26 protein-coding genes are annotated in these 24057 nt (G+C 54.0%); 24 read left to right on the top strand and 2 right to left on the bottom strand.

Going from position 1 to position 24057, the window contains the following annotated elements; translation table 11 throughout:
* Positions 1 to 60: 60 nt before the first annotated feature.
* The 16 genes from flhA to FE845_RS02260 all read left to right on the top strand — a co-directional run bounded on the left by flhA (position 61) and on the right by FE845_RS02260 (position 16332).
* Positions 61 to 2241 (top strand): flagellar biosynthesis protein FlhA, encoded by a 2181-nt coding sequence (gene flhA / locus FE845_RS02335; RefSeq protein ID WP_200361564.1) that lies wholly within the window; start codon positions 61 to 63, stop codon positions 2239 to 2241.
* 60 nt (positions 2242 to 2301) lie between these two features.
* Complete coding sequence (gene flhF / locus FE845_RS02330) at positions 2302 to 3618, top strand: flagellar biosynthesis protein FlhF (RefSeq protein WP_200361563.1); 1317 nt, start codon at positions 2302 to 2304, stop codon at positions 3616 to 3618.
* Between the two features lie 72 nt (positions 3619 to 3690).
* Entirely contained in the window at positions 3691 to 4503 is an 813-nt protein-coding gene (locus FE845_RS02325) for a MinD/ParA family protein (protein ID WP_200361562.1), read from the top strand.
* Between the two features lie 29 nt (positions 4504 to 4532).
* Positions 4533 to 5276: an RNA polymerase sigma factor FliA gene (locus FE845_RS02320; RefSeq protein ID WP_200361561.1), complete on the top strand. Its 744-nt coding sequence runs from the start codon at positions 4533 to 4535 to the stop codon at positions 5274 to 5276.
* Between the two features lie 131 nt (positions 5277 to 5407).
* Entirely contained in the window at positions 5408 to 5791 is a 384-nt protein-coding gene (gene cheY / locus FE845_RS02315; protein ID WP_008173086.1) for a chemotaxis response regulator CheY, read from the top strand.
* 20 nt (positions 5792 to 5811) lie between these two features.
* A complete protein-coding gene (locus FE845_RS02310) occupies positions 5812 to 6597 on the top strand; it encodes a protein phosphatase CheZ (RefSeq protein WP_200361560.1) in 786 nt (261 codons plus the stop codon).
* Positions 6598 to 6614: 17 nt separating this feature from the next.
* Complete coding sequence (locus FE845_RS02305; RefSeq protein ID WP_200361559.1) at positions 6615 to 8738, top strand: chemotaxis protein CheA; 2124 nt, start codon at positions 6615 to 6617, stop codon at positions 8736 to 8738.
* 111 nt (positions 8739 to 8849) lie between these two features.
* The gene (locus tag FE845_RS02300) at positions 8850 to 9998 is read left to right on the top strand and encodes a protein-glutamate methylesterase/protein-glutamine glutaminase (RefSeq protein WP_200361558.1); all 1149 of its coding nucleotides are present in this window, start codon (positions 8850 to 8852) and stop codon (positions 9996 to 9998) included.
* The gene (locus FE845_RS02295; protein ID WP_200361557.1) at positions 9998 to 10738 is read left to right on the top strand and encodes a flagellar motor protein; all 741 of its coding nucleotides are present in this window, start codon (positions 9998 to 10000) and stop codon (positions 10736 to 10738) included. Before FE845_RS02300 ends, FE845_RS02295 begins: the two co-directional genes overlap by 1 nt.
* An 18-nt stretch (positions 10739 to 10756) precedes the next feature.
* On the top strand, positions 10757 to 11539 hold the full coding sequence (gene motD / locus FE845_RS02290; RefSeq protein ID WP_200361556.1) for a flagellar motor protein MotD: 783 nt from the start codon (positions 10757 to 10759) through the stop codon (positions 11537 to 11539).
* Positions 11540 to 11716: 177 nt separating this feature from the next.
* Entirely contained in the window at positions 11717 to 12514 is a 798-nt protein-coding gene (locus tag FE845_RS02285; RefSeq protein ID WP_200361555.1) for a ParA family protein, read from the top strand.
* Positions 12507 to 13286 (top strand): chemotaxis protein CheW, encoded by a 780-nt coding sequence (locus FE845_RS02280; protein ID WP_200361554.1) that lies wholly within the window; start codon positions 12507 to 12509, stop codon positions 13284 to 13286. The genes FE845_RS02285 and FE845_RS02280 overlap by 8 nt, the downstream gene beginning before the upstream one ends.
* Positions 13287 to 13420: 134 nt before the next feature.
* Entirely contained in the window at positions 13421 to 13909 is a 489-nt protein-coding gene (locus tag FE845_RS02275; RefSeq protein WP_200361553.1) for a chemotaxis protein CheW, read from the top strand.
* A gap of 67 nt (positions 13910 to 13976) precedes the next feature.
* Positions 13977 to 14369 (top strand): DUF2802 domain-containing protein, encoded by a 393-nt coding sequence (locus FE845_RS02270; protein ID WP_200361552.1) that lies wholly within the window; start codon positions 13977 to 13979, stop codon positions 14367 to 14369.
* Positions 14370 to 14395: 26 nt separating this feature from the next.
* The gene (locus FE845_RS02265; RefSeq protein ID WP_200361551.1) at positions 14396 to 15397 is read left to right on the top strand and encodes a methyltransferase domain-containing protein; all 1002 of its coding nucleotides are present in this window, start codon (positions 14396 to 14398) and stop codon (positions 15395 to 15397) included.
* Positions 15298 to 16332: an ATPase, T2SS/T4P/T4SS family gene (locus FE845_RS02260; RefSeq protein WP_200361550.1), complete on the top strand. Its 1035-nt coding sequence runs from the start codon at positions 15298 to 15300 to the stop codon at positions 16330 to 16332. Before FE845_RS02265 ends, FE845_RS02260 begins: the two co-directional genes overlap by 100 nt.
* Here FE845_RS02260 and FE845_RS02255 read toward each other — a convergent pair.
* Positions 16318 to 16638 (bottom strand): EscU/YscU/HrcU family type III secretion system export apparatus switch protein, encoded by a 321-nt coding sequence (locus tag FE845_RS02255; protein WP_200361549.1) that lies wholly within the window; start codon positions 16636 to 16638, stop codon positions 16318 to 16320. The two genes, FE845_RS02260 and FE845_RS02255, sit on opposite strands and share 15 nt — an antisense overlap.
* Positions 16635 to 17996, bottom strand: a complete 1362-nt coding sequence (locus FE845_RS02250; protein ID WP_200361548.1) for a flagellar hook-length control protein FliK — start codon at positions 17994 to 17996, stop codon at positions 16635 to 16637. Before FE845_RS02250 ends, FE845_RS02255 begins: the two co-directional genes overlap by 4 nt.
* A gap of 125 nt (positions 17997 to 18121) precedes the next feature.
* Here FE845_RS02250 and ccmA point away from each other — a divergent pair, with 125 nt between their 5' ends.
* Genes ccmA through FE845_RS02210 form a run of 8 tightly spaced genes read left to right on the top strand, consistent with a single transcriptional unit; the run spans position 18122 to position 24041 of the window.
* Positions 18122 to 18763, top strand: a complete 642-nt coding sequence (gene ccmA, locus FE845_RS02245; RefSeq protein ID WP_200361547.1) for a cytochrome c biogenesis heme-transporting ATPase CcmA — start codon at positions 18122 to 18124, stop codon at positions 18761 to 18763.
* Positions 18753 to 19478: a heme exporter protein CcmB gene (gene ccmB, locus FE845_RS02240; RefSeq protein ID WP_265091969.1), complete on the top strand. Its 726-nt coding sequence runs from the start codon at positions 18753 to 18755 to the stop codon at positions 19476 to 19478. Before ccmA ends, ccmB begins: the two co-directional genes overlap by 11 nt.
* A gap of 32 nt (positions 19479 to 19510) precedes the next feature.
* Positions 19511 to 20254 carry a heme ABC transporter permease CcmC gene (gene ccmC / locus FE845_RS02235; RefSeq protein WP_200361546.1) on the top strand — a complete coding sequence of 248 codons (744 nt, stop codon included), beginning with the start codon at positions 19511 to 19513 and terminating at the stop codon, positions 20252 to 20254.
* 3 nt (positions 20255 to 20257) lie between these two features.
* On the top strand, positions 20258 to 20497 hold the full coding sequence (ccmD, locus tag FE845_RS02230) for a heme exporter protein CcmD (protein WP_200361545.1): 240 nt from the start codon (positions 20258 to 20260) through the stop codon (positions 20495 to 20497).
* Between the two features lie 15 nt (positions 20498 to 20512).
* Positions 20513 to 20986, top strand: coding sequence for a cytochrome c maturation protein CcmE (ccmE, locus tag FE845_RS02225; protein ID WP_200361544.1), 474 nt, complete (start codon positions 20513 to 20515; stop codon positions 20984 to 20986).
* 39 nt (positions 20987 to 21025) lie between these two features.
* Positions 21026 to 23029, top strand: coding sequence for a heme lyase CcmF/NrfE family subunit (locus FE845_RS02220; RefSeq protein WP_200361543.1), 2004 nt, complete (start codon positions 21026 to 21028; stop codon positions 23027 to 23029).
* On the top strand, positions 23026 to 23562 hold the full coding sequence (locus tag FE845_RS02215) for a DsbE family thiol:disulfide interchange protein (protein ID WP_200361542.1): 537 nt from the start codon (positions 23026 to 23028) through the stop codon (positions 23560 to 23562). Before FE845_RS02220 ends, FE845_RS02215 begins: the two co-directional genes overlap by 4 nt.
* Entirely contained in the window at positions 23562 to 24041 is a 480-nt protein-coding gene (locus FE845_RS02210) for a cytochrome c-type biogenesis protein (protein ID WP_200361541.1), read from the top strand. The genes FE845_RS02215 and FE845_RS02210 overlap by 1 nt, the downstream gene beginning before the upstream one ends.
* Positions 24042 to 24057 lie beyond the last annotated feature (16 nt).

Below are 24057 nucleotides of genomic sequence, written 5' to 3'. Positions count from 1 at the left end.
GCGTCAGAATCTCGACCCTGAAAACGCCTTCAGAAACAGTAAATCGGAGATGCTTAGGGCATGGACAGAGCTTTAGTCCTCAATAACGTCAAATCCCTGACGCAGGGCAACCTCGGCGTACCCATCATGCTGATGGGGCTGTTGGGTATGATGATTCTGCCCATGCCAGCGTTTTTGCTAGACGTTTTCTTCACCTTCAACATCACGCTTTCGATTGTCATTCTGCTGGTGTGCGTATACGCACTGCGGCCGATGGAGTTTGCGTCCTTCCCAACGGTATTGCTGGTGGCAACCCTGTTGCGCTTGGCGCTTAACGTGGCATCTACGCGAATTGTTTTGTTGGAAGGGCACGAAGGCGGTGATGCCGCAGGTAAAGTTATTGAGTCCTTTGGCGCGGTGTTGATCGGCGGTAACTATGCGGTTGGTCTGGTGGTGTTTGCCATTTTAATGATCATCAACTTTTTGGTGGTAACAAAAGGTGCGGGCCGGGTTTCGGAAGTAAGCGCACGTTTTACATTGGATGCCATGCCAGGCAAACAAATGGCAATCGATGCGGACCTGAACGCGGGGTTGGTTAATCAGGATGAGGCCAAGCACCGGCGGGAGGAGATTGCTCAGGAAGCGGATTTCTACGGCTCCATGGACGGTGCTTCAAAATTTGTGAAGGGCGATGCGGTTGCGGGCTTATTGATTCTGGCCATCAATATCATTGGTGGTGTTGCCATCGGTATGCTTCAGCATGGACTTGATTTTGGGTTGGCCATGGAGCGTTACGCGCTACTCACCATCGGTGATGGTTTGGTTGCACAGATTCCGTCGCTGCTGCTTTCCACCTCCGCTGCCATCATGGTTACCCGGGTTACCTCCAGTCAGGATATGGGTGGGCAGATTCTTCAGCAAATGTTCAGCGCGCCCAAAGCTCTGGGTATTGCCGCAGGCATTCTGATTCTGCTTGGGTTGATTCCGGGGATGCCCCATGTGGCTTTCCTCGGGCTGGGTGGGCTTGCGGCGGGAGCTGCCTGGTACATCTGGAACAAAGATCGGCAAACGGTTGAAGAGGGTAGCTCGTTTCCGGGCCGAGGTGGTGCGGGTGTTGTTTCGGGGAGTGGTGGGCGTGATATCCCCTTGAGCGGCGATGTAGGAGGTGATCAGGGCCGCCAGCTTCCCGCGCCGGGAGAAACCCGCGAGTTGGGTTGGGATGATGTGGCAACGGTGGATATTGTCGGACTGGAAGTGGGTTATCGCCTGATACCGCTGGTAGATAGGACCCAGGGCGGCCAGCTACTCAGCCGTATAAAAGGTGTTCGCAAGAAGCTGTCGCAGGATATGGGCTTCCTCATGCCTTCTGTGCATATTCGAGACAATCTGGACCTCATGCCCAATGTGTATCGCATCACTTTGATGGGTGTCACGTTAGCAGAGGCGGAAATCCACCCAGACCGTGAGCTGGCCATAGATCCCGGGCAAGTATTCGGAAAAGTAGAAGGTATAGAAGGCAAAGACCCGGCCTTCGGTTTGGATGCCAGCTGGATTGAGCCTGAAAAGAAAGATCAGGCTCAGACGCTGGGCTATACCGTGGTGGACGCAAGCACCGTTGTGGCTACGCACTTGAATCAGGTGTTGCAAAAACACGCTCACGAACTGCTTGGGCATGAAGAAGTTCAGAAATGGCTGGATCAGTTGGAGAAAGCGTCGCCCAAGTTGGCAGAAGAGTTGGTGCCAACCACTGTGTCTATCAGCCTCTTGCTAAAGGTACTGCAGAATCTGCTCAAAGAAGAAGTGCCTATCCGCGATATGCGCTCCATTGCTGAATCCATAGTGAACGTGCATCCGAAGAGCCAGGACCCCAAGCTGCTGACTACAGTAGCGCGTCAGTCTTTGCGGCGGATGATTGTTCAAAGCATCTGTGGCAATGATCAAGAGATCCCTGTGATTACTCTCGATCCGGATTTGGAACAGTTGTTGCTTAAGTCTGTTCAGCAGAGTCAACAATCTGGCGGCCAAGAAGATATAGGCATGGTGTTGGAGCCGAACATGGTGGAGAAACTGCAGCGTTCATTACAAGACAGCGTGCAGCGGCAGGAAATGCTGGGGAAACCAGCCATCTTGCTGGTGTCCGGGCCGCTGCGGCCGGTGCTCGCCAAGTTTGCCAGTTACGGTGTGGAGCGGCTGCATGTGCTCTCTTATCAAGAAATACCGGATAACAAGCAGATAACGATCGTGGCGTCTGTTGGTCAATAAGCCAGCGGATGAAAGAACGGACAACGCAGGAGATGCGTTGCCGGTGGAGGATGCAATATCATGAAAGTGAAACGTTTTTTTGCCAAAAGCATGGCTGAAGCCCTGAAGCAGGTCAGTGAGCAGATGGGGCCGGATGCTGTCATCCTTTCCAACCGCCGAGTAGATGGCGGCGTTGAAATTGTCACGGCTCTGGATTACGACGAAAACATGGCGCGCCAAAGCCTTGGCGAGCAAGCTAGTGAAGCCACCAACGGCGCACGTCTTGCTGAAATGCAGGCAGAGCGCCATCGTCGGCTGGAAGATGAACTAAGCCGGTCCCGCACTCGTATTCGTGACGTGCGGGAAAGCCGGGCCGCGCGCGGGCAGAGCTATGCCGAAGCCTCCTTTGTGGATTTGCATGAGGCCGCGAGCGACGAATACATAGAGCCGTCTTCACAAGGTGCCAGCACACCCAATTACTCCGATGAGCTTGCGCGCATGCGTGCGGAAATCAGCTCCTTGCGGGACCTAATGAACGGCCGGCGTGCTGAGCCTGAAAAGCCGGGCGTCAACGCGGTTCAGCAGCGGCTTGCAGAACGTTTACAGGAATTTGGCCTGAGCCAAAACCTTGCTGGTTCACTTTCCCGTCGGCACAAAGGCGGCAAGCTGGAAGATGGTTGGAAGCAGTCGCTAAAAATGCTCGTGGCGGGCCTGCGCACGCCGCACCAAGAATGGCTGGATGAGGGTGGGGTGTACGCATTGGTTGGCCCTACAGGCTCCGGCAAGACAACCACCATTGGCAAGCTCGCAGCGCGTTATGTGCTGAAACACGGAGCAGATTCTATCGCTCTGGTCACAACAGACCGTTACCGGGTGGCAGCACATGAGCAGCTTTTTGTGTTTGGTCGCATACTGAATGTTCCGGTTCGGGTTGTGGATGAAAGCAACACGCTTGATGATATTCTTGATGAGCTGTCAGACCGTCATCTGGTGCTGATCGACACTGCGGGTTTGACCAGTTCCGATAAGGGCTATCAGGAACAGTTGGCAGAGTTGGCGCGCAGCCACCATAAGGTTCGTACACATTTGGTTGTTTCAGCCACCAGCCAGCCACGCATTATGAAATCCGTCTGGCATTGCTATAAGATGGCAAGTCTTACGGGCTGCGTGATGACAAAAATTGACGAAGCCCTGACTCTGGGCGAATCTTTGGGCTTTGTGATGGAAACCGGTTTGCCGGTGGCCTACTACACAGACGGACAAAAAATCCCGGGAGATTTGCATCATGCTGAAGCGGTCCCGTTGGTACGTTTGGCCGTTGAGCGTCTGAAAATATCTCAGCAGCAAATGGCTGCGGAGCAAGTGCCCGGTACGGAGCGCCCGCGGGAAACTGCATGAGGTCGTGAGGGCCTGAGTTGTATCCGGCTATGAACCATGTCCGGTTAAATCTGGCGAGAGATAATAAACAGTATGAGCAAAGCACATCCGGTACAGGTGATAGCGGTTTCCGGCGGCAAAGGCGGGGTCGGCAAGAGTAATATTTCGGTTAACCTTGGCATTGCACTGGCACAGAAAGGCAGACGCGTGGTTCTGCTTGACGCCGACCTTGGTCTGGGAAATCTGGATGTGTTGCTCGGCGTTACCGCCAACCATACTTTGCAGGATGTTTTGGCAGGGGAGTGTGACCTCCGAGACGTTCTGGTGAACGGCCCCGGTGGTATCAAAATTGTTCCGGCTTCTTCCGGAACCCAGCGCATGACCCAGCTCAGCCCTATGGAACACGCAGGCCTGATCAACGCTTTTAGTGAGCTGGGCGATCAGATTGACGTGCTTATTGTGGATACAGCTGCCGGTATCTCCGAATCGGTTGTGAGCTTTTTGCGAGCCTCACAAGAGCTCCTTCTGGTGGTGTGCGATGAACCAACGTCCATCACAGACGCCTACGCATTGATTAAACTGATGAACCGTGATTACGGCACAAACCGCTTCCGAATTCTTGCAAACCAAGTGGGGAGTGAGCAAGAAGGCCGTCATTTGTTCGAAAAACTGACCCGTGTTACCGAGCGATTTCTCGATGTGGCACTACAATACGTAGGTATGGTGCCTTACGACGAGGCTGTTAAAAAAGCGGTTCAGCGCCAGAAGGCTGTGCTGGATGCTTATCCTAGGGCCAAAGCCTCGGTTGCGATCAGGGCGCTGGCAGAGAAAGTAGAAAGCTGGCCGCTACCAACTTCTCCCCGCGGTCACTTGGAGTTTTTTGTGGAGCGGCTCGTCGAAGTCTGAAACGGATCCCGTCTAACAACACCGGATGCATGACATTGGCGAAAAATCTGGGAATATACCACCAGACTGGCGTGAAAAGTCCCTCGGAACTCGTTGAGACTCACGCCCCTCTGGTTAAGAAAATTGCACTTCATCTTATGGCGCGCTTACCGGCCTCGGTGCAGCTCGACGACCTTATGCAGGCGGGCATGATCGGGTTGCTGGAAGCGGCTCAGCGCTACAGTTCAACCAAAGGCGCAACCTTTGAAACCTATGCAGGAATCCGCATTCGCGGATCGATGGTCGATGAGATCCGCAAAGGCGACTGGGTGCCGCGCTCTGTTCATCGGAACGCCCGCCGGGTTGCCCGGGCAATCAAGGCTGTAGAAGATCGCGAGGGCCGCGAGGCGCAAGACTTTGAGGTGGCGGAAGAACTCGACATGGAGCTTTCCGAATATCACGCCACTCTGGCCGATGCCAACAGCGGTCGACTTTTTAGTCTGGATGAGCTCAATGAATCCGGAGAGCTGCCGATAGAAGAAACAGAAGCCAGTGATAATCCGTTGGATGGTCTAACGTCTGACTCGTTTCGCAGCAATTTGGCTGCGGCTATCGAGCAGCTTCCCGAGCGGGAAAAGCTTGTGTTGAGCCTTTATTATCAGGAAGAGCTGAACCTAAAGGAAATCGGTGCTGTGCTGGGAGTCAGTGAAAGCCGGGTCAGCCAAATTCACAGTCAGGCAGCGTTGCGATTACGTGGCAGGCTTTCTGAATGGCGCCTTGAGGAACACAACTAGAGTGTAGTATTTGGTAACCGGCGCTTTACAAGCGCGATAAAGACCAGACAATACATAGTTAAACCAGCGGCCTGCTACACTTTGAGCACATAGGCTAAACGAATTCCGGGTCTTACTAACTGGAGGTCCCTTTGGACAAGAACATGAAAATTCTCATTGTGGATGACTTCTCCACAATGCGGCGGATTATCAAAAACCTGCTCCGTGATCTGGGCTTCACCAATACCGATGAAGCAGATGACGGCAATACCGCTCTACCCATGCTTAAAAGCGGCAAGTACGATTTTCTGGTGACAGATTGGAATATGCCCGGAATGTCCGGCTTTGACCTGCTCAAAGCGGTACGGGCTGATGAGAACTTGAAAACCCTTCCTGTTTTGATGGTTACAGCCGAAGCCAAGCGCGACCAAATTGTGGCAGCAGCTCAGGCCGGGGTGAACGGTTACGTGGTAAAGCCTTTCACGGCCGCCGTTCTCAAAGAAAAAATCGAGAAGATTTTTGAACGTATCCAGTAACTGAAAATCGGATGGGTCGTATGAGCGATGACAAAAAGATCCACCGGGATCTTGAGCCAGAAGTGACCGAAAAGCTCCGGCATCAGTCAGCAGAACTCGCCCAATGTGTTGAGAGCGGCGACTATGCCGGTGCCATGAATCTGATCAACCAGTTGAGCGAAGTCAGGGATCAGAGCCTTTATCGTGAAGTTGGACGGCTAACACGGTCGCTGCACGAGGCAATTCGTAATTTCCAGATAGATCCCCGTAGTCAGGAGCAGAAAGAAGTGCTGTCGCTGATGACAGATGCGTCCGACAGGCTGGCATACGTTGTTCAGATGACGAGTCAGGCTGCCAACCGCACCATGGATCTGGTGGAAGAAAGCATGCCAATCGCCAACACGCTGCGCGAAGACGCTTCATCATTAAGAGAAGAGTGGCAACGGTTAGGCCGTCGCGAAATGCAGCCTGCCGAATTTCGCGAACTGTATGGCCGGGTTGATGCTTTTTTCCTGAGTGTCACCAAGGACGCAGATACCATATACAACAGTTTTTCAGAGATTCTGCTGGCGCAGGATTTTCAGGATTTGACCGGGCAGGTGATTCAGCGTGTGACGGCCTTGGTTAAAGAGGTTGAAGAGCAAATGCTCAGCTTAGTGGTCATGGCCAGCCACGTTGATCAACTTACCGGCACAGTGCATCAAATTGATAGTGAGGAAGTCTCTGCCGAACAAGGCGTGGGGCCTCAGATGAAAGCTGAAGAGCGTGAAGATGTTGTCTCGGGACAAAACGACGTAGACGATTTGTTGTCGAGTCTCGGTTTCTGAATATGAGAGGTTAGCCCATGGCGTTCGATGCCGATGATGAGATCCTGCAGGACTTCCTCGTAGAGGCCGGGGAAATTCTCGAGAAGCTGTCTGAGCAGCTTGTAGATCTTGAGCAACATCCTGATGACAGTGATCTGCTCAACGCTATATTCCGTGGGTTCCATACCGTAAAAGGCGGTGCGGGCTTCCTGCAACTGGAGGCGCTGGTTAACTGCTGCCACTCTGCGGAAAACGTGTTTGACATACTGCGCAACCACAAGCGGTCCGTGGACTCCGAGCTAATGGACGTTGTTCTGGAGGCTCTGGACTACGTTAATGCCATGTTCGATCAGGTGCGTAACGGGGAAGAGCTAACCCCCGCGCCCGATGAGCTGATTGCTGCGTTGGATGCACTTGCACAGCCCCAAACCGAAGCTTCTTCGTCTGTCGCCGAAGAGCCTATTCCTGCTGAAGACTCTGTAGAAAGCGCTCAGGATGGCGGTGATATCACTGATGATGAATTCGAGCAGTTGCTCGATGCATTGCACGGCGATGCGCCTGTTTCGGCTCCGGACAACAGCCCGACGAGTGACGAGCAGGTGGCCTCTGCGAATGGTGACACTAACGGCAGCGCCTCCGGCGATGACATTACCGATGACGAATTTGAAGCTTTGCTGGATGAGCTACACGGCAAAGGCAAGTTTGCTGCAAAACCGGTTGAAAGCGACAACACCGAAGCCACAAGCGCTGATGCACCGGAAGCGGGTAATGCCGGTGAACTGATCACTGACGACGAGTTTGAAAATCTGTTGGATGAGCTACACGGCAAGGGCGGAAGCCCTACAGCCAGCGCCTCCGAGAAAGAACCAGTGAAGCCGCAGCCACCGCAGAAGAGTGCCGAGCCCGCGAAAGCCGCGCCCAAGCCTGAAAAGAAACCTGACGCCAAGCCAGCGGCTAAAGAGCCCGCCAAACAAGCCGCTCCTCCTAGAGAAGCACCCGCGGCGGAAACCACGGTTCGCGTCGATACCAAACGTCTGGATGACATCATGAACATGGTGGGCGAGTTGGTGCTGGTTAGAAACCGGCTTCAGAGATTGGGCTCTGAGAGCGAAGACGAGCACATGCACAAGGCCGTTTCCAGCCTCGATGTGGTTACAACCGATCTTCAGGCCGCGGTGATGCAAACTCGCATGCAGCCGATCAAGAAAGTGTTTGGCCGCTTCCCGCGTGTTGTCCGCGATCTTGCCCGTAGTATGAAAAAAGAAGTGAACTTGGTTATGCATGGCGAGGACACGGATCTCGACAAGAACCTTGTCGAAGCCCTTTCCGACCCGCTTGTGCATTTGGTTCGCAACTCTGTGGACCACGGAATCGAAGCGCCGGATGTGCGAGAGAAAGCTGGCAAGCCAAGGCAGGGGACGGTCACCCTCTCAGCGGAACAGGAAGGGGACCACATTCTTTTGTCCATCGATGATGATGGCGCTGGCATGGACCCGGAAGTGCTCCGCCGCAAAGCGGTAGAGAAAGGCATTTACGATCAAGATGCCGCTGATCGGCTAACCGATACTGAGTGTTTTAATCTGATTTTTGCCGCTGGTTTTTCAACCAAGGAACAAATTTCTGACGTTTCTGGCCGCGGCGTGGGCATGGATGTGGTGAAAACCAAAATCAACCAGCTCAACGGTCAACTCAGTATTGTTTCAGCGTTGGGTAAAGGCTCGCGCATCATCATAAAAGTGCCCCTGACTCTGGCAATCATGCCAACCTTGATGATTAAGCTTGATGACCAGTCTTTTGCTCTGCCACTGGTAAATGTGGTGGAGATATTCCATCTGGACTTGACCCGCACCAACATTGTGGATGGGCGTGAGTGTATTGTTGTACGAGACAATGTGTTCCCGCTATTCCACATAAAGCGCTGGCTGGTTAAAGGCTCTGTAGGCTCGGGTCGCCCGGAAAACGGGCACGTTGTTATTGTTGCCATGGGCACTCGCAAGGTTGGCTTTGTTGTAGACCAGCTAGTAGGTCAGGAAGAAGTGGTTATCAAACCGCTGGGGCGCGGGCTGCAGGGAACGCCCGGTATGGCTGGTGCGACGATTACCGGTGACGGTCGTATAGCGCTTATTATTGATGTGCCTAGCTTGCTGCAGCATTACAGTTAATGATGCTTTGTTGACTGCCGGCGCTTTCCACCGACTGGCTGAAGGCGCTTTCCACCGACAGGCTGAAGGCTCTATGGAACAAAGCACACGGCACACAGGTAGGAGAATTGGATGACGGTTTCTGTCCTGGTCGTTGACGACTCAGGGTTCTTCCGCAAACGGCTGACAGAGATACTGACCTCGTCGGGGCAGATCCGCGTTGTGGGTGTGGCGGCTAACGGCCGGGAAGGCGTTGAGCTGGCGGCATCCCTGCGCCCGGATGTTATCACCATGGACTACGAAATGCCGATTATGGACGGCATTTCGGCTGTGCGGGAAATTATGCAAAAGCATCCGACTCCCGTGCTGATGTTTTCGTCGCTCACTTACGAAGGCGCCAGAATAACACTGGATGCGCTGGAAGCCGGGGCCGTTGATTTTCTGCCGAAAAACTTCGAGGAAATTGCCAGAGACGGCAGCCAGCTGCAAAAAATCCTGATTGATCGCGTGCTGGATGTTGCCCGCAGCCGTCCGTCCGGTCGGTCGCAGCCTCCCGCACCACCGGCATCCCCAAGGCCTGCTTCGCCATCTGCGCGTGCACCCTTGGCTAAGCCTTCCACGGCGGGCCGCCCTTTGGCATCTGGTCGTCAGTCTGCGCAATCACTTCCGGAAGAGCCCCCCAAACGGCCTACGCGAAAAGGCCCCGCACGGCACTATGCCGTTGTAGCGATTGGCACCTCTACTGGTGGACCAGTGGCGCTCCAACGTGTGCTGAGTGTGTTACCTGCTAACTTTCCCTCGCCGATTGTGCTGGTTCAGCACATGCCTGCGAGCTTTACGCCAGCGTTTGCCGAACGCCTGAATAAACTTTGCAAGATAGAAGTCCGGCAAGCGGAAGACGGCGATAGTCTGCGCCCGGGTTTGGCGTTGCTTGCGCCCGGCGGCAAACAGATGATGATCGAAAACCGCAGTGGCCAGCCCAGAGTCCGGATTTTGCCCGGAGACGAGAGGCTCAATTACCGACCGTGTGTTGACGTTACCTTCGGCTCTCTCGCTCGGGCTTATCCTGGCAAAACCCTTGGTGTGATTCTTACCGGCATGGGCTCCGATGGCCGTGAGGGCTGTCGAATGATGAAACAAAGCGGTTCGCCTATCTGGTCGCAAGATGAAAAGTCGTCGGTCATTTATGGCATGCCTATGGCCGTTGCCAAAGCTGGCCTAAGTGATGAAGTGTTGTCGTTAGACGAAGTTGGCCCCCGACTGATTGAGGGCGTTTGTTAATGGATGTCCTAAGCCTGCTCGGAGTGGTTCTGGCATTTGCCGCCATCCTTGGCGGTAATTTGCTTGAAGGCGGCGCACTGAGCTCACTGTTTAATGGCCCTGCTGCGATTATCGTAATTGGTGGCACCTTGGCTGCAACGATTCTTCAAACCTCTTGGCCGGTATTAAAGCGGGCCTTTGCTCAGGTTCGTTGGGTGTTTGTTCCGCCGTATATCAGTATTGAAGATGGCATTGGCAAGGTGATCGACTGGAGCGTAAAGGCCCGCAAGCAGGGCTTGTTGGGGCTTGAGGGGCTGGCGGAAAACGAACCGGAAAATTTTGCGCGCAAAGGTCTTCAGCTGCTGGTGGATGGGGCCGAAACAGAAACCATCCGCAGCATTATGGAAATTGATTTGGATTGTCGGGAGCAGCACAACCTGGAGGCGGCGCGGGTGTTTGAGGCTATGGGTGGGTATTCACCCACAATTGGCATTATTGGCGCGGTCATGGGGCTGATCCAGGTAATGACCAATCTTGAAAACCCGGAGTCCCTCGGCAGCGGAATCGCGACGGCGTTTGTAGCAACTATCTACGGTGTGGCCTTGGCAAACCTGCTGTTTTTTCCGGTTGCCAATAAATTGCGCGGATTGGTGAAAGAGCGCTCACGATACGAAGATATGATGATCGATGGTCTAATCGCCATCGCGGAGGGCGAGAACCCTAAATCCATTGAATTGCGGCTGCGGGGCTTCCTGCAGTAGGCAAACCCGGTTCTTATTATGCGGCGTCGCAGGCAACCACAGGACGATTTGCACAACAAAGAGCGTTGGTTGATTTCCTATGCGGATTTCATAACTCTATTGTTTGCTTTTTTTGTGGTGATGTACTCTGTCTCTTCGGTAAATGAAGGTAAGTACAAGGTACTTTCCGAGACCCTTACCGGCGTTTTTAACGCGCCCCAGCGATCCTTTCAACCCATCGAAATCGGTGACCAACCTCCGCGCCCGGAGGTCACTGCCACGGAGGACGTTATTCCTCCTGAGGTAACCGAGGCGCCAAGAAATCCCGAGCAAGAATCGCAGGCACGGACTGAGGCTTTACGCACTATGGCAAACCAATTGGCCATGGAGTTTGACGAGCTCATTGATCGCGGTGTGGTTACGCTTGAAACCAATGACCGTTGGCTGTCACTCAACCTACCAGACAGCCTTCTTTTTGGCAGTGGCAATGCCGAACCACATTATGACGCGTTTGAGGTGATGGATAAGGTGGCGCGGGTTCTCAGAAACCGGGACAACGCAGTAAAGGTTGAAGGCTTCACCGATAACCAGCCCATTCGCACTCAGCGTTTTCCGTCCAACTGGGAGTTGTCAGCAGCCCGGGCGGCTGCCGTTGTACGTATGTTGGATATGGAAGGTATTGAGCCTGAACGCCTAGCAGCGGTCGGTTATGGCGAGCACCAGCCTCTGGCCCGCAACGACACAGAAGAAGGGCGACGTCGCAACCGGCGTGTGGTGCTCTTGATCTCCCGTGAGGCCAGCATCCGCGGCGTTATGCGCTAAGGTGTTTAACCGCATTGTAATGTCTGGCACGGTTTCTGTATTACTCCATCAATATTCATTCAAGCGGCAACAGGCTGCCGGTTCGTAACGCGTTCAAGTTGCGTGGGAACTGGCCGATAAATCTTGATACAAGGTGATTTTAGTGCGTCGCAACAACGTAGTTTCTGGAGTAAAAGCGTGCGAATCTGGGCAGTAGCCAATCAGAAAGGTGGAGTGGGTAAAACCACCTCTGTGGTCACTTTGGGTGGCCTGCTGGCGGAGCGTGGCAAACGCGTTCTGGTGGTTGATCTTGATCCTCATGGCTCTCTAACCAGTTGGTTTGGGTATGACCCAGACACACTCGCACACAGTGTTTTTGATCTGTTTCAGCATCAGGGCAAGGTACCAGAGGGGCTTCCTGCTCAGCTTATTACAGACACCGGCTCTCCCGGGCTAGCCCTGTTGCCAGCGAGCACGGCGCTCGCAACCTTGGAGCGTCGAATGGTTGGCGTTGAAGGCATGGGCCTGATTATCTCCCGGGCACTTACTCAGCTCTGGGACGATTTTGATTACGTTCTTCTTGATAACACGCCCTCGCTGGGTGTTCTGATGGTCAATGCCTTGGCAGCGGCACAGCATCTTGTTATTCCGGTGCAAACCGAGTTCCTCGCCATCAAAGGGCTTGAACGCATGCTGCACACCCTGCAGATGATCATGCGTTCCCAGAAGAACCCGTTGCCTTACACCATCGTGCCCACCATGTTTGACCGGCGCACTCAGGCTTCGGTGAAGAGCCTAAATCAGCTTCGTAAAACCTATCAGGACAATCTGTGGAAGTTTGCGGTGCCGGTGGATACGAAATTTCGTGACGCCAGTCAGGCCGGAATTATTCCCTCTCAGCTGGATGCGCAAACCCACGGTGTTCGGGCGTACCGGCACCTGTTGGATGATTTGTTGGCAAGAACAGGTGCGATGAAGGAGCGTCAGCATGGCTGACGAAAAATTGACAAAGCTGGCAGACCCGACCACGGCCATTGCCAGTTATCTGGACGAATTGCTACACACGGCAACGGACACGGCTTTGCGTGAGGAGCTTGAAGAACCCAAACCGGCTCCAGCTCGAAAACCCGTGGCTGCACCCAAGCCGGTAATTGCACCCAAGCCGGTGATGGCGCCTAAACCCGAGCCCGCGCCTCTGGTAAAGGTTGCACCACAACCCGTGCAGGTTCCAGAGTCCGTTGCTGTAGCGACGTCCACGCCGAAGCTGACGCCTGAGCCCGCGCGAGATGAGCCTGCACTGCGCCCGGAGTGGTCAGAGCGGCCGTTTGAGTGTTTGATTTTTACCGTCGCCGGTTTACAACTTGCGGTTCCTCTGGTGTTGTTGGGCGCTATTCACCGGATTGAAGAAGATATTCGGCCCATTCCCGGTAGTCCCCGATGGTACATGGGTATCCGTGTAGGCTCTGAACGGAACCTGAGGGTTGTAGATACCGCTGAATGGATAATGTCTGGAAGAGTGCCAACCAATGCTCGCGACAACTACCGGTTTGTTATTCGCTTGGATAACAGCGAATGGGGGCTAGCCTGTGATGACGTAGCCCAGTCGTTCACCCTAAGCCCAGACGATGTGCGCTGGCGCACGGCTCGCAGCAAGCGGCCCTGGTTGGCGGGAACAGTGATTGAGCAAATGTGTGCTCTGGTTGATGTGCGCACCATGGCGGATTTGCTAGTGCGTGCAGAACGGGAGCATCATCTAGATTTGAACTGACCGGCTGGCCCGGTTACGCAATGAAACCGTGCTGTACTGGCACGGTTTGTGCCCTTAACTATAGTATTGGGCACTGATGATGTTTTTTTGACGATCAGGTTGCCCGCCGGGCAGCCGAATAGGAGATACAGGCTATGGCAGCCCCAAGCGGACAGCAAAATCAGGCCCATGATGATCAGGTCTTGCAGTATGTGACCTTCCGGCTGGATAACGAGACTTATGGTCTGAACGTTATGCAGATTCAGGAAGTACTGAGGTACACGGAGATTGCACCCGTACCGGGGGCTCCGGATTACGTTCTCGGTATTATCAATTTGCGTGGCAATGTGGTGACGGTTATCGATACCCGCCGCAGGTTCGGATTGGCAGATGCTGATATTACAGATGCCACCCGAATTGTCGTGATGGAATCCGCCGACCAGGTGATGGGAATTCTGGTGGATTCCGTGGCCGAGGTCGTGTACCTCAAGGCCAGCGAGATTGAAACTGCGCCCAATGTGGGCAACGAAGAAAGCGCCAGGTTTATCCAAGGTGTGTGCAACAAGGATGGTGAACTGATCATATTGGTCGAGTTCGACAAAATGCTGACAGACCACGAGTGGGCTGAAATCGCAGGGCTGTAGACCGGAGCCATACCGGCCAAGCCTGATGATGGACGCCTCCCGTGGCAAATAACCGGAGACGTCCATTATGTTTACTGAAATTCCTTCCTACCTTCCCTGGGTACTGACTGCCGCAGCGATCTCGTTGGTCTTTGCACACGGCATTGTGCTCGGGCGCCAGAACAGACAACTGAAAGCCATGCTCAAGGATCGATGCGATACCCTTGGCAGGGAGTTGCATGCAACAGCCAGCGGCAGTATGGGCGTAGGCCAGCGGCTTGTGGTTTGCGAACGGCAACTGCACGAGCTGCGCACAACACTAGACGAGATGCGCCAGAATGACCCTTTGCGTATTTCTTACGATGAAGCCTCGCGGCTGGTTGATCTTGGCGCAGATATAGACGATCTTATGAATACGTGTGGAATATCCCGTCCCGAGGCCGAGCTGGTATCAGCGCTGAAAAAACGTCAGGCGGCCTAATATTACGCTGCTATGGACGTTAATGAATGAAGAAAGTTTACTCAAGGGGCCGCGAGGCCCTTCTTGCTGTATCCCGCAATGATTATGTGACCGGCTCGGATCTGATCCCCTCGATAACCGGACACTCTATCCCCCGCGAAGAAACCGTTGCCCACATCCTGTCAATCATGCCCGAGATTACGCCAGCGGATGTTGTGATGCATGTGGGAGGCGGCTCTGGCTACCTTGCTGCCGTGTTGTCTCAACTGGCCCAACGAGTTATCTATATCGAGAAAAACCCGAATGTTGCGGAGGCGGCAAGAGAGCGGTTTTTCCGGTTGGGGGTAAATAATGTAGATGTTCTGGCGCAATCGGCCGAAAGCCAGTTGGAACTCGATCAGCCGTGTGACGTTGTGTTGTGCACGACTTTTATGGCTGACCGCGATACGTTGAAACACTATCTTTGTGAAGGCGGCAGTTTGATTTGCCTAGAAGGCAAGGCCGGACCTGTGCCGAGCATGGCGATGTATGTGAAGCGTGCCGATAAACTCGAACGGGTGCGCACTTTGGGCTGGGTGGACTTTAATCGCAACTCGGAGCAAATCCTGATCGATTTGGGCATGATAGATGAACATGCTCTGGCTAAAGCCAAAGCCGAGGCGGCGCTAGAAAATTGCCGCGTGTTGGATGTTTTACGCCGTAGCCTAAACATTGAAGAAATCGAGCTCTATCGTTCACTGGCGCAACAGCGTGGAATGGTCTTTGCTGACGCTGATGAGCTGTTGCCTACCTTGAAAGATGAGTTATTTCGTCGCTTCTCGCGCACCTTTCTGGATTTGTCCCGAATCATTCCTGTGGCACAGACAAATGACACAGTGACGTTTGTTACCGATGACCCGGATGCGCGCACGGATCAGCTGGAGCGCATGAGTCCTAACCACACCATAGAGTGCTGGTTGTTGGGCCTACTGGTTCGGGCAAGTCCACTACGCTTTATGCCGGGCTGCAGACGCTTGCAGACGATGGCCGCCGTAAGGTTATTACAGTAGAAGATCCGATCGAATATTCCATCGATAATGTGCAGCAAACACCAGTACGAAGTGATATCGGGTTTAACTTTGCGGATGCCATGCGAGCGTTTGTGCGTCAGGACCCCGATATCATTATGGTCGGCGAAATTCGTGACAAAGAAACCGCTTTGGAAGCGATCCGCGCATCCCAGACTGGCCACGTTGTGCTTTCCACGTTGCACAGCAACGATGCGGTGGACTCCGATATCCGCAATGCGATTTCGAGCCAACCGCCGGTGGGAAGGTTGCGTTGGCGGGCGCTGGATTCTGGTTTGGTAACCATGCGCGACAGTGCGTTGGATCACGTGATTGAGGGTGTTGTTCCCATGTCTGAACTGCCCCGTATTCTGCCTCAGGAACGTATGGCACCTGACGACGATGGCGTAGTATTGGCCCGGGAGGGGTTTAATCTGGTTGCCACTTCCAACAGCGTGGACGCAGGTGTTAACGAGATGAGTGCCGCCCTGAAGCGACGTTTGGACTTCGAAGAAATTCGGCCGATTAAGAATTTGCCGGACGAGATAGGCGTGGTTCTAAGGGAAGTGAACAAAACGAACAAACGTGCAGGCATTAATGTGGATCTGGACGAGGCCGTGATAGAGGTTCTGGTAACCATGTTTCACGAGTTGCGCAACGGCCAGACTATGGATGGCCGAAGCACTGACCGTTTAGCAGGTGCTGCGCTTTCCACCGCCGAGGCTGTATCAGTAGCCCATGCAGCGAGCCTGAACGCCTGGTATTACTGCGATGGCAGAATGACCATTGAACAACTGATGCATCACATCGTTGGCTCAGCCCTAAAAGACCATCCAGAGGACCGCCGCCGTCTCAAACATTACTTTGAAACGGCAATCGCGCCCCGCAAGGGAGACATTTGGGCGCAAGTATGGGCGCAGCGTTCACTCATCCACTGAAGGCGCTGGCATGTCCCGGCCGGCGTCTTCGGGCGTGCGCCCGCGTATGTGGAAGGCGAAGGCAAGAATCTCCGCAATAACCCTGTAGAGGTTTTCTGGTATTTCGTCGTTTAGGGACAAACGCGCAAGAATGCCCGCTAACTCGGCATTCTCATACAGGGGGACATTGTGCTCTCTGGCGATTCGGATAATCTCGTCGGCCAGCTCATAAGTGCCTGTTGCCGTTATGGTGGGGGCTTTTTCGCCGTCGTATTTCAATGCAACGGCGGCACTGCTGGATGGTTGGCTTTGGTTTTTTTCTTTCATGCGCGGGTGTCCACCAGTCGGTGCTCCAGCTTCGTCGCAGGGTAAGATGGCGTGCCCCGTCTGCATTCCAGATCGGTTACTTCTAGACCTAACTCCACCAAGCTTCGTCTCAGAAGCGGTAGCTCCTCGTAAACCTGCTTCAAGGTTTCCTGTTTTTCCGCCCACACCCGGGCGCTAACTTCCTGCTGGCGCAGGGAAACCTCAAAGTTCAACGCTCCGGCCAACTCCAGATCAATGGCCAGATTCAGGCGCCATTCGCTGATGGCTGCCCGTTTTTCGTTACGGTCCTTGGCTGAAGACTCTTCTTTGTACTGTTCCATGCGCAGCTGTGCCAGCTTGGGCTCGTTTTGGGGTGTCACCCAAGGTAAGTCCATAATCATAGTTGAAGCCGGAGCTGGTGCGTCGCCGCCTGCGCCTCTCGCTGTGAGTATCTGGCTGTGGAGTTGGTTGACCGTAATCCGGTTCAACATACCCGCCAACATCCGCAGGGTCTGACCTACCGATGTGGGCTCGGAGCCGCTGCCAGTCGGCGGTGATGCCATCGTCTGTGGGAATTGCAAGGGTGCTTGCATCAGGCCCGGGCTTGCTAATGGTGTAAGACGGTTGAATAGGGTCGCCGGGTTGCCGCCTTGCTCAGCCAGAAGCCCGGTTACCATTCGGCCTAGGGCAAGCTTTAAATCGGGCAGTGTAGAAGAGGGCGTTTGAGTTAAGCGAGATTCGGCAAACACCCCGCTTTCGGCTATCCACTGGCGGATTTGCTGCACGCTGTTGTTTTGGGTGCCTGCGCCGGGCGTCAGGGTACTACTGGCCGGGAGCCTTGCCAGTAGGGTTTCTAGAGCTTGACGTGCCGCCTCTGGTAGCGGTTGTAAACCTCGGGCTGTGGGTAATTGGCCGGGTGTCAGTTCTGGAATCACGCCCTTATTGAGTGCCGTCATTAGCTTTGCCAAGCCGCTATCGATGCTCTGCTGCCAGGGCATACGCTGTGCTAACGCCTGAGAAATAGCAGCCTCCGGCGTTGCCGCCAGTTTACCCATGAGTTGCAGTTCGTTGCCCGCCCGCATTACCTTTACCCAGTCGCCGGGGGTCAGCTCCGTGGCGCCAATGGCGGCGTTTACTTGAAGCGGCTTTCCCCGTACATCCAATAACACTTCTGCATTACGGCTACCCTGTCGGTTAATGATTTCTGCCACGCGGGCCAGAATGGTCTCCCGGTTTGCAAGCTGGATTTGGTCCAGTTGCTGGCGGGCAGACAGGGCTGGGGTTTCGCGGCCCGGCTGATTGGCATCATTGATTTGTGGCGACCTGGGAGCAACCGGAGCCGGAGGATTAGGGGACTGTTGGCCGTTGGGTAGTTTCATCGCTGCTGACTTGATTCCAGACAAGAGTATTCTGTAAACGCTTTCGCTATAATACGCCGCGCTGGCAACTATTGTCGTGAATACACCCGATGCGATCTGCGCATCGTCCTGATTACGGGGCCCAGATGTCCGAGCCGTTACTACAGGCTGTTAACCTACAGTGTGAGCGGGACAAGCGGATACTTTTCCGCGAATTATCCTTCACCATACTGCCCGGTACGGTCACCCGTGTCGAGGGGCCAAATGGCTCGGGAAAAACCACTCTGCTGAGAATGTTGGCAGGCTTGAATGATGCCTGGGCAGGCGAGTTGAATTGGTGCGGCTCGCCAATTGCAAACCAGCGTGAAGTGTTTCTGCGAAACATGCTTTATCTCGGGCATCGCCCTGGAATCAAACCTCTTCTTACTCCTATGGAAAATCTTCGGGCGTTAATGGCGGGCAGAAGGCCTGTATCTGATGCGGTTTTGCGTCAGGCGCTTCAGGGAACCGGGCTTGCAGGCTTCGAAGATGTACCTTGCCGTAATTTGTCGGCCGGTCAACAGCGTAGAGTTGCGTTGGCAAGGCTGTTGATTGCAGACGAACCCCTTTGGTTGCTCGATGAAGTATTTACCGCCATTGATGCCGATGGCGTAGCAGCGCTAGAAGCGTTATTACAACAACGGGCCGCCGAAGGTGGTGCCGTATTGGTTACTACCCACCATGATCTGGCACTGCCGGGCATGCAGCGGCTGACCCTTGGCGCGGGAGGTGTAAGCGATGAACGCTGAAGTTCGCCCGGTGATTCCGCTTGCCAGGAGCAGTGTTGGTGCGTTAGCTGCCATGAAAGGTGTTTTTTCGCGGGATATGAAAGTGGCATTTCGGCAGCGTCAGGATCTGCTAAATCCGCTGTTGTTTTTTATTATGGTTGTTACCCTGTTCCCTCTCGGAGTCAGCCCGGAAGCATCCTTTTTGCGTGAAGCGGGAGCCGGAATTCTCTGGGTAGCGGCGTTGCTCTCGGTACTTTTGTCGCTGGATCACTTGTTCCGCCACGATTTTGACGACGGCACACTCGAGCAGCTTGTGCTCCAGCCGCAGCCCCTGTTTTTGTTGATTTTGGCAAAGACCATGGCGCACTGGATGCTAACAGGCTTGCCTTTGGTCATATTGACCCCCGTTCTTGGTGTAATGGTGCATCTGGACGGGAACTCTATCGCTGTTTTGTGTCTAACGCTGCTGATTGGTACACCGGTACTGAGTTTAATAGGTGCCATTGGTGCTGCATTGACCCTTGGATTGCGTTCGGCAGGTGTGCTCTTGTCCCTACTGATCATTCCACTGTACATTCCCGTGCTGATATTTGGCACAGGCACCGTTGCAGCAGCAGCGGAGGGTGCTTCTGTTGGGGCTTATCTGGCTTTGATGGGGGCTTTCCTGATGTTGGCGCTGACACTGGCGCCGTTTGCAGCGGCAGCAGCATTGAGAATCAGCTTGTCGAACGGTTAAAACAAGGTAAACGGTAAGGCGGTGACCATCTGATGTGGCAATTTTTTCATAAACTGGGCTCCCCAAAGTGGTTTTTCGGGATATCCACCCGGTTCATGCCTTGGCTATTGATGAGCGGCATAGTGCTGCTGATGGCTGGAGTTGTTTGGGGGCTGGCATTTGCACCCAAAGACTACCTGCAGGGCAATAGCTACCGGATTATTTTTATTCATGTTCCTACGGCGTTTATGGCGCAGTCGGTTTACATCATGATGGCGTCTGCGGCTCTGGTTACTCTGGTTTGGCGCATGAAGCTGGCCGATGTATTCGTTAAAGCGGTTACGCCAGTAGGGTTGGTTTTAACGTTTTTGGCACTTTTTACTGGCGCGGTTTGGGGCAAGCCAACCTGGGGTACTTGGTGGATCTGGGATGCCCGGCTTACCTCCATGCTGATACTTTTGTTTCTTTATGGTGGTGTTATCGCGTTGGATCGGGCCATTAATGACGAGAAGTCTGCCGCCCGCGCAGTCGCGGTGCTTGTGCTTGTTGGGGTGGTGAATATCCCGATTATCAAGTACTCCGTTGAGTGGTGGAATACATTGCATCAGCCCGCAACGTTCAAGCTTACAGAAAAACCGTCCATGCCAGCTGAAATGTGGGTGCCATTGTTGCTTTCAGTGCTGGGCCTTTACCTGATTTTTGGCTGGCTTGCATGTGTTCGTATGCAAACAGAGATTTTGTCCCGGGAGCAACGCACCCGCTGGGTAAAAGAATTCGTTCTGAAAGGAAAGGTGTAAACCATGGCATTTGATTCCTTTGCGGCATTTGTATCAATGGAAGGTCATGGCCCCTATGTGTGGGCTTGTTACGCTGTGTTTTTTGTACTGATGATTGTGCTGATGGCCGGATCGGTACGCAGCAGGAACGCAACTATTGAATCCTGCCGTCGCCGTTATGAGTTTCAGGCCGACAAGAGTACAGTGGCGGCGGCGCCTACAACTTCTGCGTCCTTTGCACGCGTAAATGTTTCCCAAGACTGACTGACAGGTAAACACATGCACCCAATCCGTAAAAAGCGGCTGACCATCGTTCTGTTTCTGCTGGTAGGCCTATCTGTTGCAGTGGGGCTTACAACTTACGCGCTGCGCCAGAATATCAACCTGTTTTACGACCCCAGCCAAATTTCCGCAGGTGAGGCCCCGGTTGACGTGCGAATTCGCGCAGGTGGTATGGTAGAAGAAGGTTCCGTGGTGCGTGATCCTGAAAGCCTAAAAGTCGAATTTATGGTTACCGACTATAGCGCCTCGGTACCGGTTGAGTACGTCGGTATCTTGCCGGATTTGTTTGCGGAAGGGCAGGGCATTGTCGCCATGGGAAGGCTCAACAACGAAGGGCGGTTCGTGGCCGATCAGGTTTTGGCCAAACATGATGAAAACTACATGCCTCCAGAAGTTGCCGGTGCCTTAGAGAAAGCATCACAAGCCGAGACGAAGTCTGCTGCTGAAAATGCCAAGCCTGCAACTTACTGAACACACAACACCCAATAGCCTGACTCCTGGAGAGCTTTGATGTATCCCGAACTCGGACAGCTTGCACTGATACTCGCGCTGTTGCTGGCAGTGCTTCTTTCGGTAGTGCCATTGGTTGGCTCACTCACTGGTCGGGACAACCTTCAGGCGTTTGCACGGCCTTTAACCACCGGCATGTTTGTGTTTGTCGGGCTGGCGTTTGCTGTGCTGACCCACGCGTTTTTAACGGACGATTTTTCGGTAGCCTACGTTGCCAACAACAGCAACAGCATGCTGCCTTGGTACTACAAGTTCAGTGCTGTGTGGGGCGGCCATGAAGGCTCCCTTTTGCTCTGGATTCTGATGCTCACCGGTTGGACCATGGCCGTTGCTATTTTCAGCCGTCGCTTGCCATCGGTCATGATTTCTCAGGTGTTGTCGGTTCTCGGCATGGTTAGCGTTGGCTTCATGCTCTTTATTGTTATTACCTCTAACCCCTTCGATCGCTTGCTGCCCAACGTACCGGCAGACGGGGCAGACTTGAATCCGCTGTTGCAGGATTTTGGGCTGATTGTGCACCCGCCTATGCTTTACATGGGCTATGTCGGGTTTGCCGTAGCTTTTGCGTTTGCCATTGCGGCCCTGATCAACGGTCGCCTTGATGCCGCATGGGCCAGATGGTCACGCCCCTGGACCACCGTCGCCTGGGCATTTCTTTCTATAGGTATCGCCCTTGGAAGCTGGTGGGCATACTACGAGCTTGGCTGGGGCGGCTGGTGGTTCTGGGATCCTGTAGAAAACGCATCTCTGCTCCCATGGTTGTCGGGTACCGCATTGATGCACTCGCTCGCAGTCACTGAAAAGCGCGGTGTTTTCAAAAGCTGGACGGTACTCTTGGCGATTGTCACCTTTTCCTTAAGCTTGCTGGGTACTTTTCTGGTTCGGTCCGGCGTGCTTACTTCGGTTCATGCTTTTGCGTCTGACCCGGAGCGGGGCACCTTTCTTCTGGCGTTGCTGGCAATAACCATTCTGGCCAGCCTGATGCTTTATGCGTTCAGGGCGCCTGTGGTCCACGTGCGCTCCCGTTACGGCTCTCTGTCGCGGGAGATATTCCTTCTGCTAAACAACGTTTTGCTGGTTTCCGCAACGCTACTGGTCGCAGTAGGTACTCTGTACCCGCTGGTTCTTGATTTCTTTGAACTGGGCAAAATCTCTATTGGCGAGCCGTTCTTCAATCTTACTTTCAGCCCGCTTGCCGTAGCGACCGGCCTTTTGCTTGGTGTTGGCACCTTCTCCCGTTGGAAGAAAACGGATGGCGGCTGGCTTGCTCGCAAGCTGCTGTGGCCATTGGCGGTTAGTCTATTGATCAGTACGGCAGTTATGGTTGCGTATGGTGGCTTCAAACCATGGGCTTTCCTTGGCGTGTTCACTGCTGTTTGGGTAACCACCGCAACGTTCTGGGATTTGTGGGATAAGTCTTCGTCCAAAAAGGGACGGGTTCACGGCTTAAAGCGCCAGTCTCGCAGTTACTACGGTATGGTTCTTGGCCATCTTGGTCTGGCTATTACCATGGCAGGCGCTACCGTTGTGTCGAACTATGGCATAGAGCGCGATGTGCGCATGGTTCCCGGCGATGTTGCAACGGTTGGTGACTACCAGTTCCGGTTTGTGGACATCGGCGAGCGCCGGGGGCAGAACTTTACCGCTCAATACGGCAGTTTTGATGTAATGCTCGATGGCAAACAAGTTGCCGAATTGCACCCTGAAAAGCGCCAGTATGCCGTTGGAATGAGTGTTATGACGGAAGCGGATATTGATGCAGGCCTGTTCCGGGACATCTTTGTTGCAGTTGGAGAGCGCATTTCGGATAACGCCTGGGCTATCCGCCTCCAGTATAAGCCTCTAATCCGTTGGCTCTGGCTGGGGGCGCTGTTTATGGCGGCCGGAGGCTTCTTGGCTATATCGGATCGCCGTTACCGCATTCGCGAGCGAGATACCGAGCGCTCGGAAGTATCGTCGCCGGGCCAAGCTAATACCCAGCGACCGGCCGGAGCAGTTTCATGAAGCGCTTTCTTTTGTTCCTGCCGTTGCTGGCTGCCATCATAGTGGGTGTTGTTCTATTCGCCGGTATTGGTAAAGACCCCACCAAGCTGGATTCCGCATTAATAGGGAAGCCGGTCCCGGCGTTCAGCCTGCGGGATCTGAAACAACCGGAAACCACGCTTGATGAAGCCGTGTTTCGCGGGGAAATCACCTTGCTGAACGTTTGGGGTACTTGGTGTCCGTCCTGCCGGGACGAACATGACGATCTTATGTGGCTGGCCCGGGAAAAGAAGGTATCGATTATCGGTCTGAACTATAAGGACAACCGCGATGATGCCTTGGTTTGGCTAGATCGCTTGGGTGACCCGTACAGCAAGGTGATATACGACCCCAAAGGCACACTAGGCTTCGATTTGGGTGTGTACGGTGCCCCGGAAACCTTTGTTATTGATGCCTCTGGCGTTGTGCGCTATCGCCACGTTGGCGTGGTCAACGGCGACGTTTGGGAACGGGTGCTAATGCCGGTGATCAATGACGCACGGGAGAATGGTTGATGTTGCGCATTCTATGTTTTGTTGTGGCAGCTGTGGTGTCCAGCATAACCTTTGCGGATGTATCTGCGGTTTATGGTTTTGATGATCGAAGCGAAGAGCAGCGCTACCAAAACTTAATTGCAGAATTGCGGTGTCCCAAATGCCAAAACCAGAACATTGCGGATTCAAACTCACCTATATCGAAAGATATGAGAAATGCTGTTTATCAAATGATGCTGGAAGGCGCCAGCGATCAAGAGATTGTCGATTCTCTGGTGGGGCGTTTCGGCGAGTTTGTGAAGTATAAGCCCGATTTGGACAGCCGCACCTTTATGCTCTGGGCAACACCTGCAATAGCAGTTCTTGGCGGCCTTATTGTAGTTGCAGGGATTGTTGTTCGCTCCCGCCGAACCGGCACGGCAGCGCCAACACTCAGTGCTGAGGAGCAGGCCCGGATAGATAAGATGCTTGCGGAAAAGAATCGTAACGGTAGCGCCTGATTTCTACACAGTGCCG

Origin of the sequence: Marinobacter sp. 1-4A (assembly GCF_016597725.1) — a bacterium.
GTDB lineage: Bacteria > Pseudomonadota > Gammaproteobacteria > Pseudomonadales > Oleiphilaceae > Marinobacter.
This window is presented reverse-complemented; position numbering and strand designations above follow the sequence as displayed.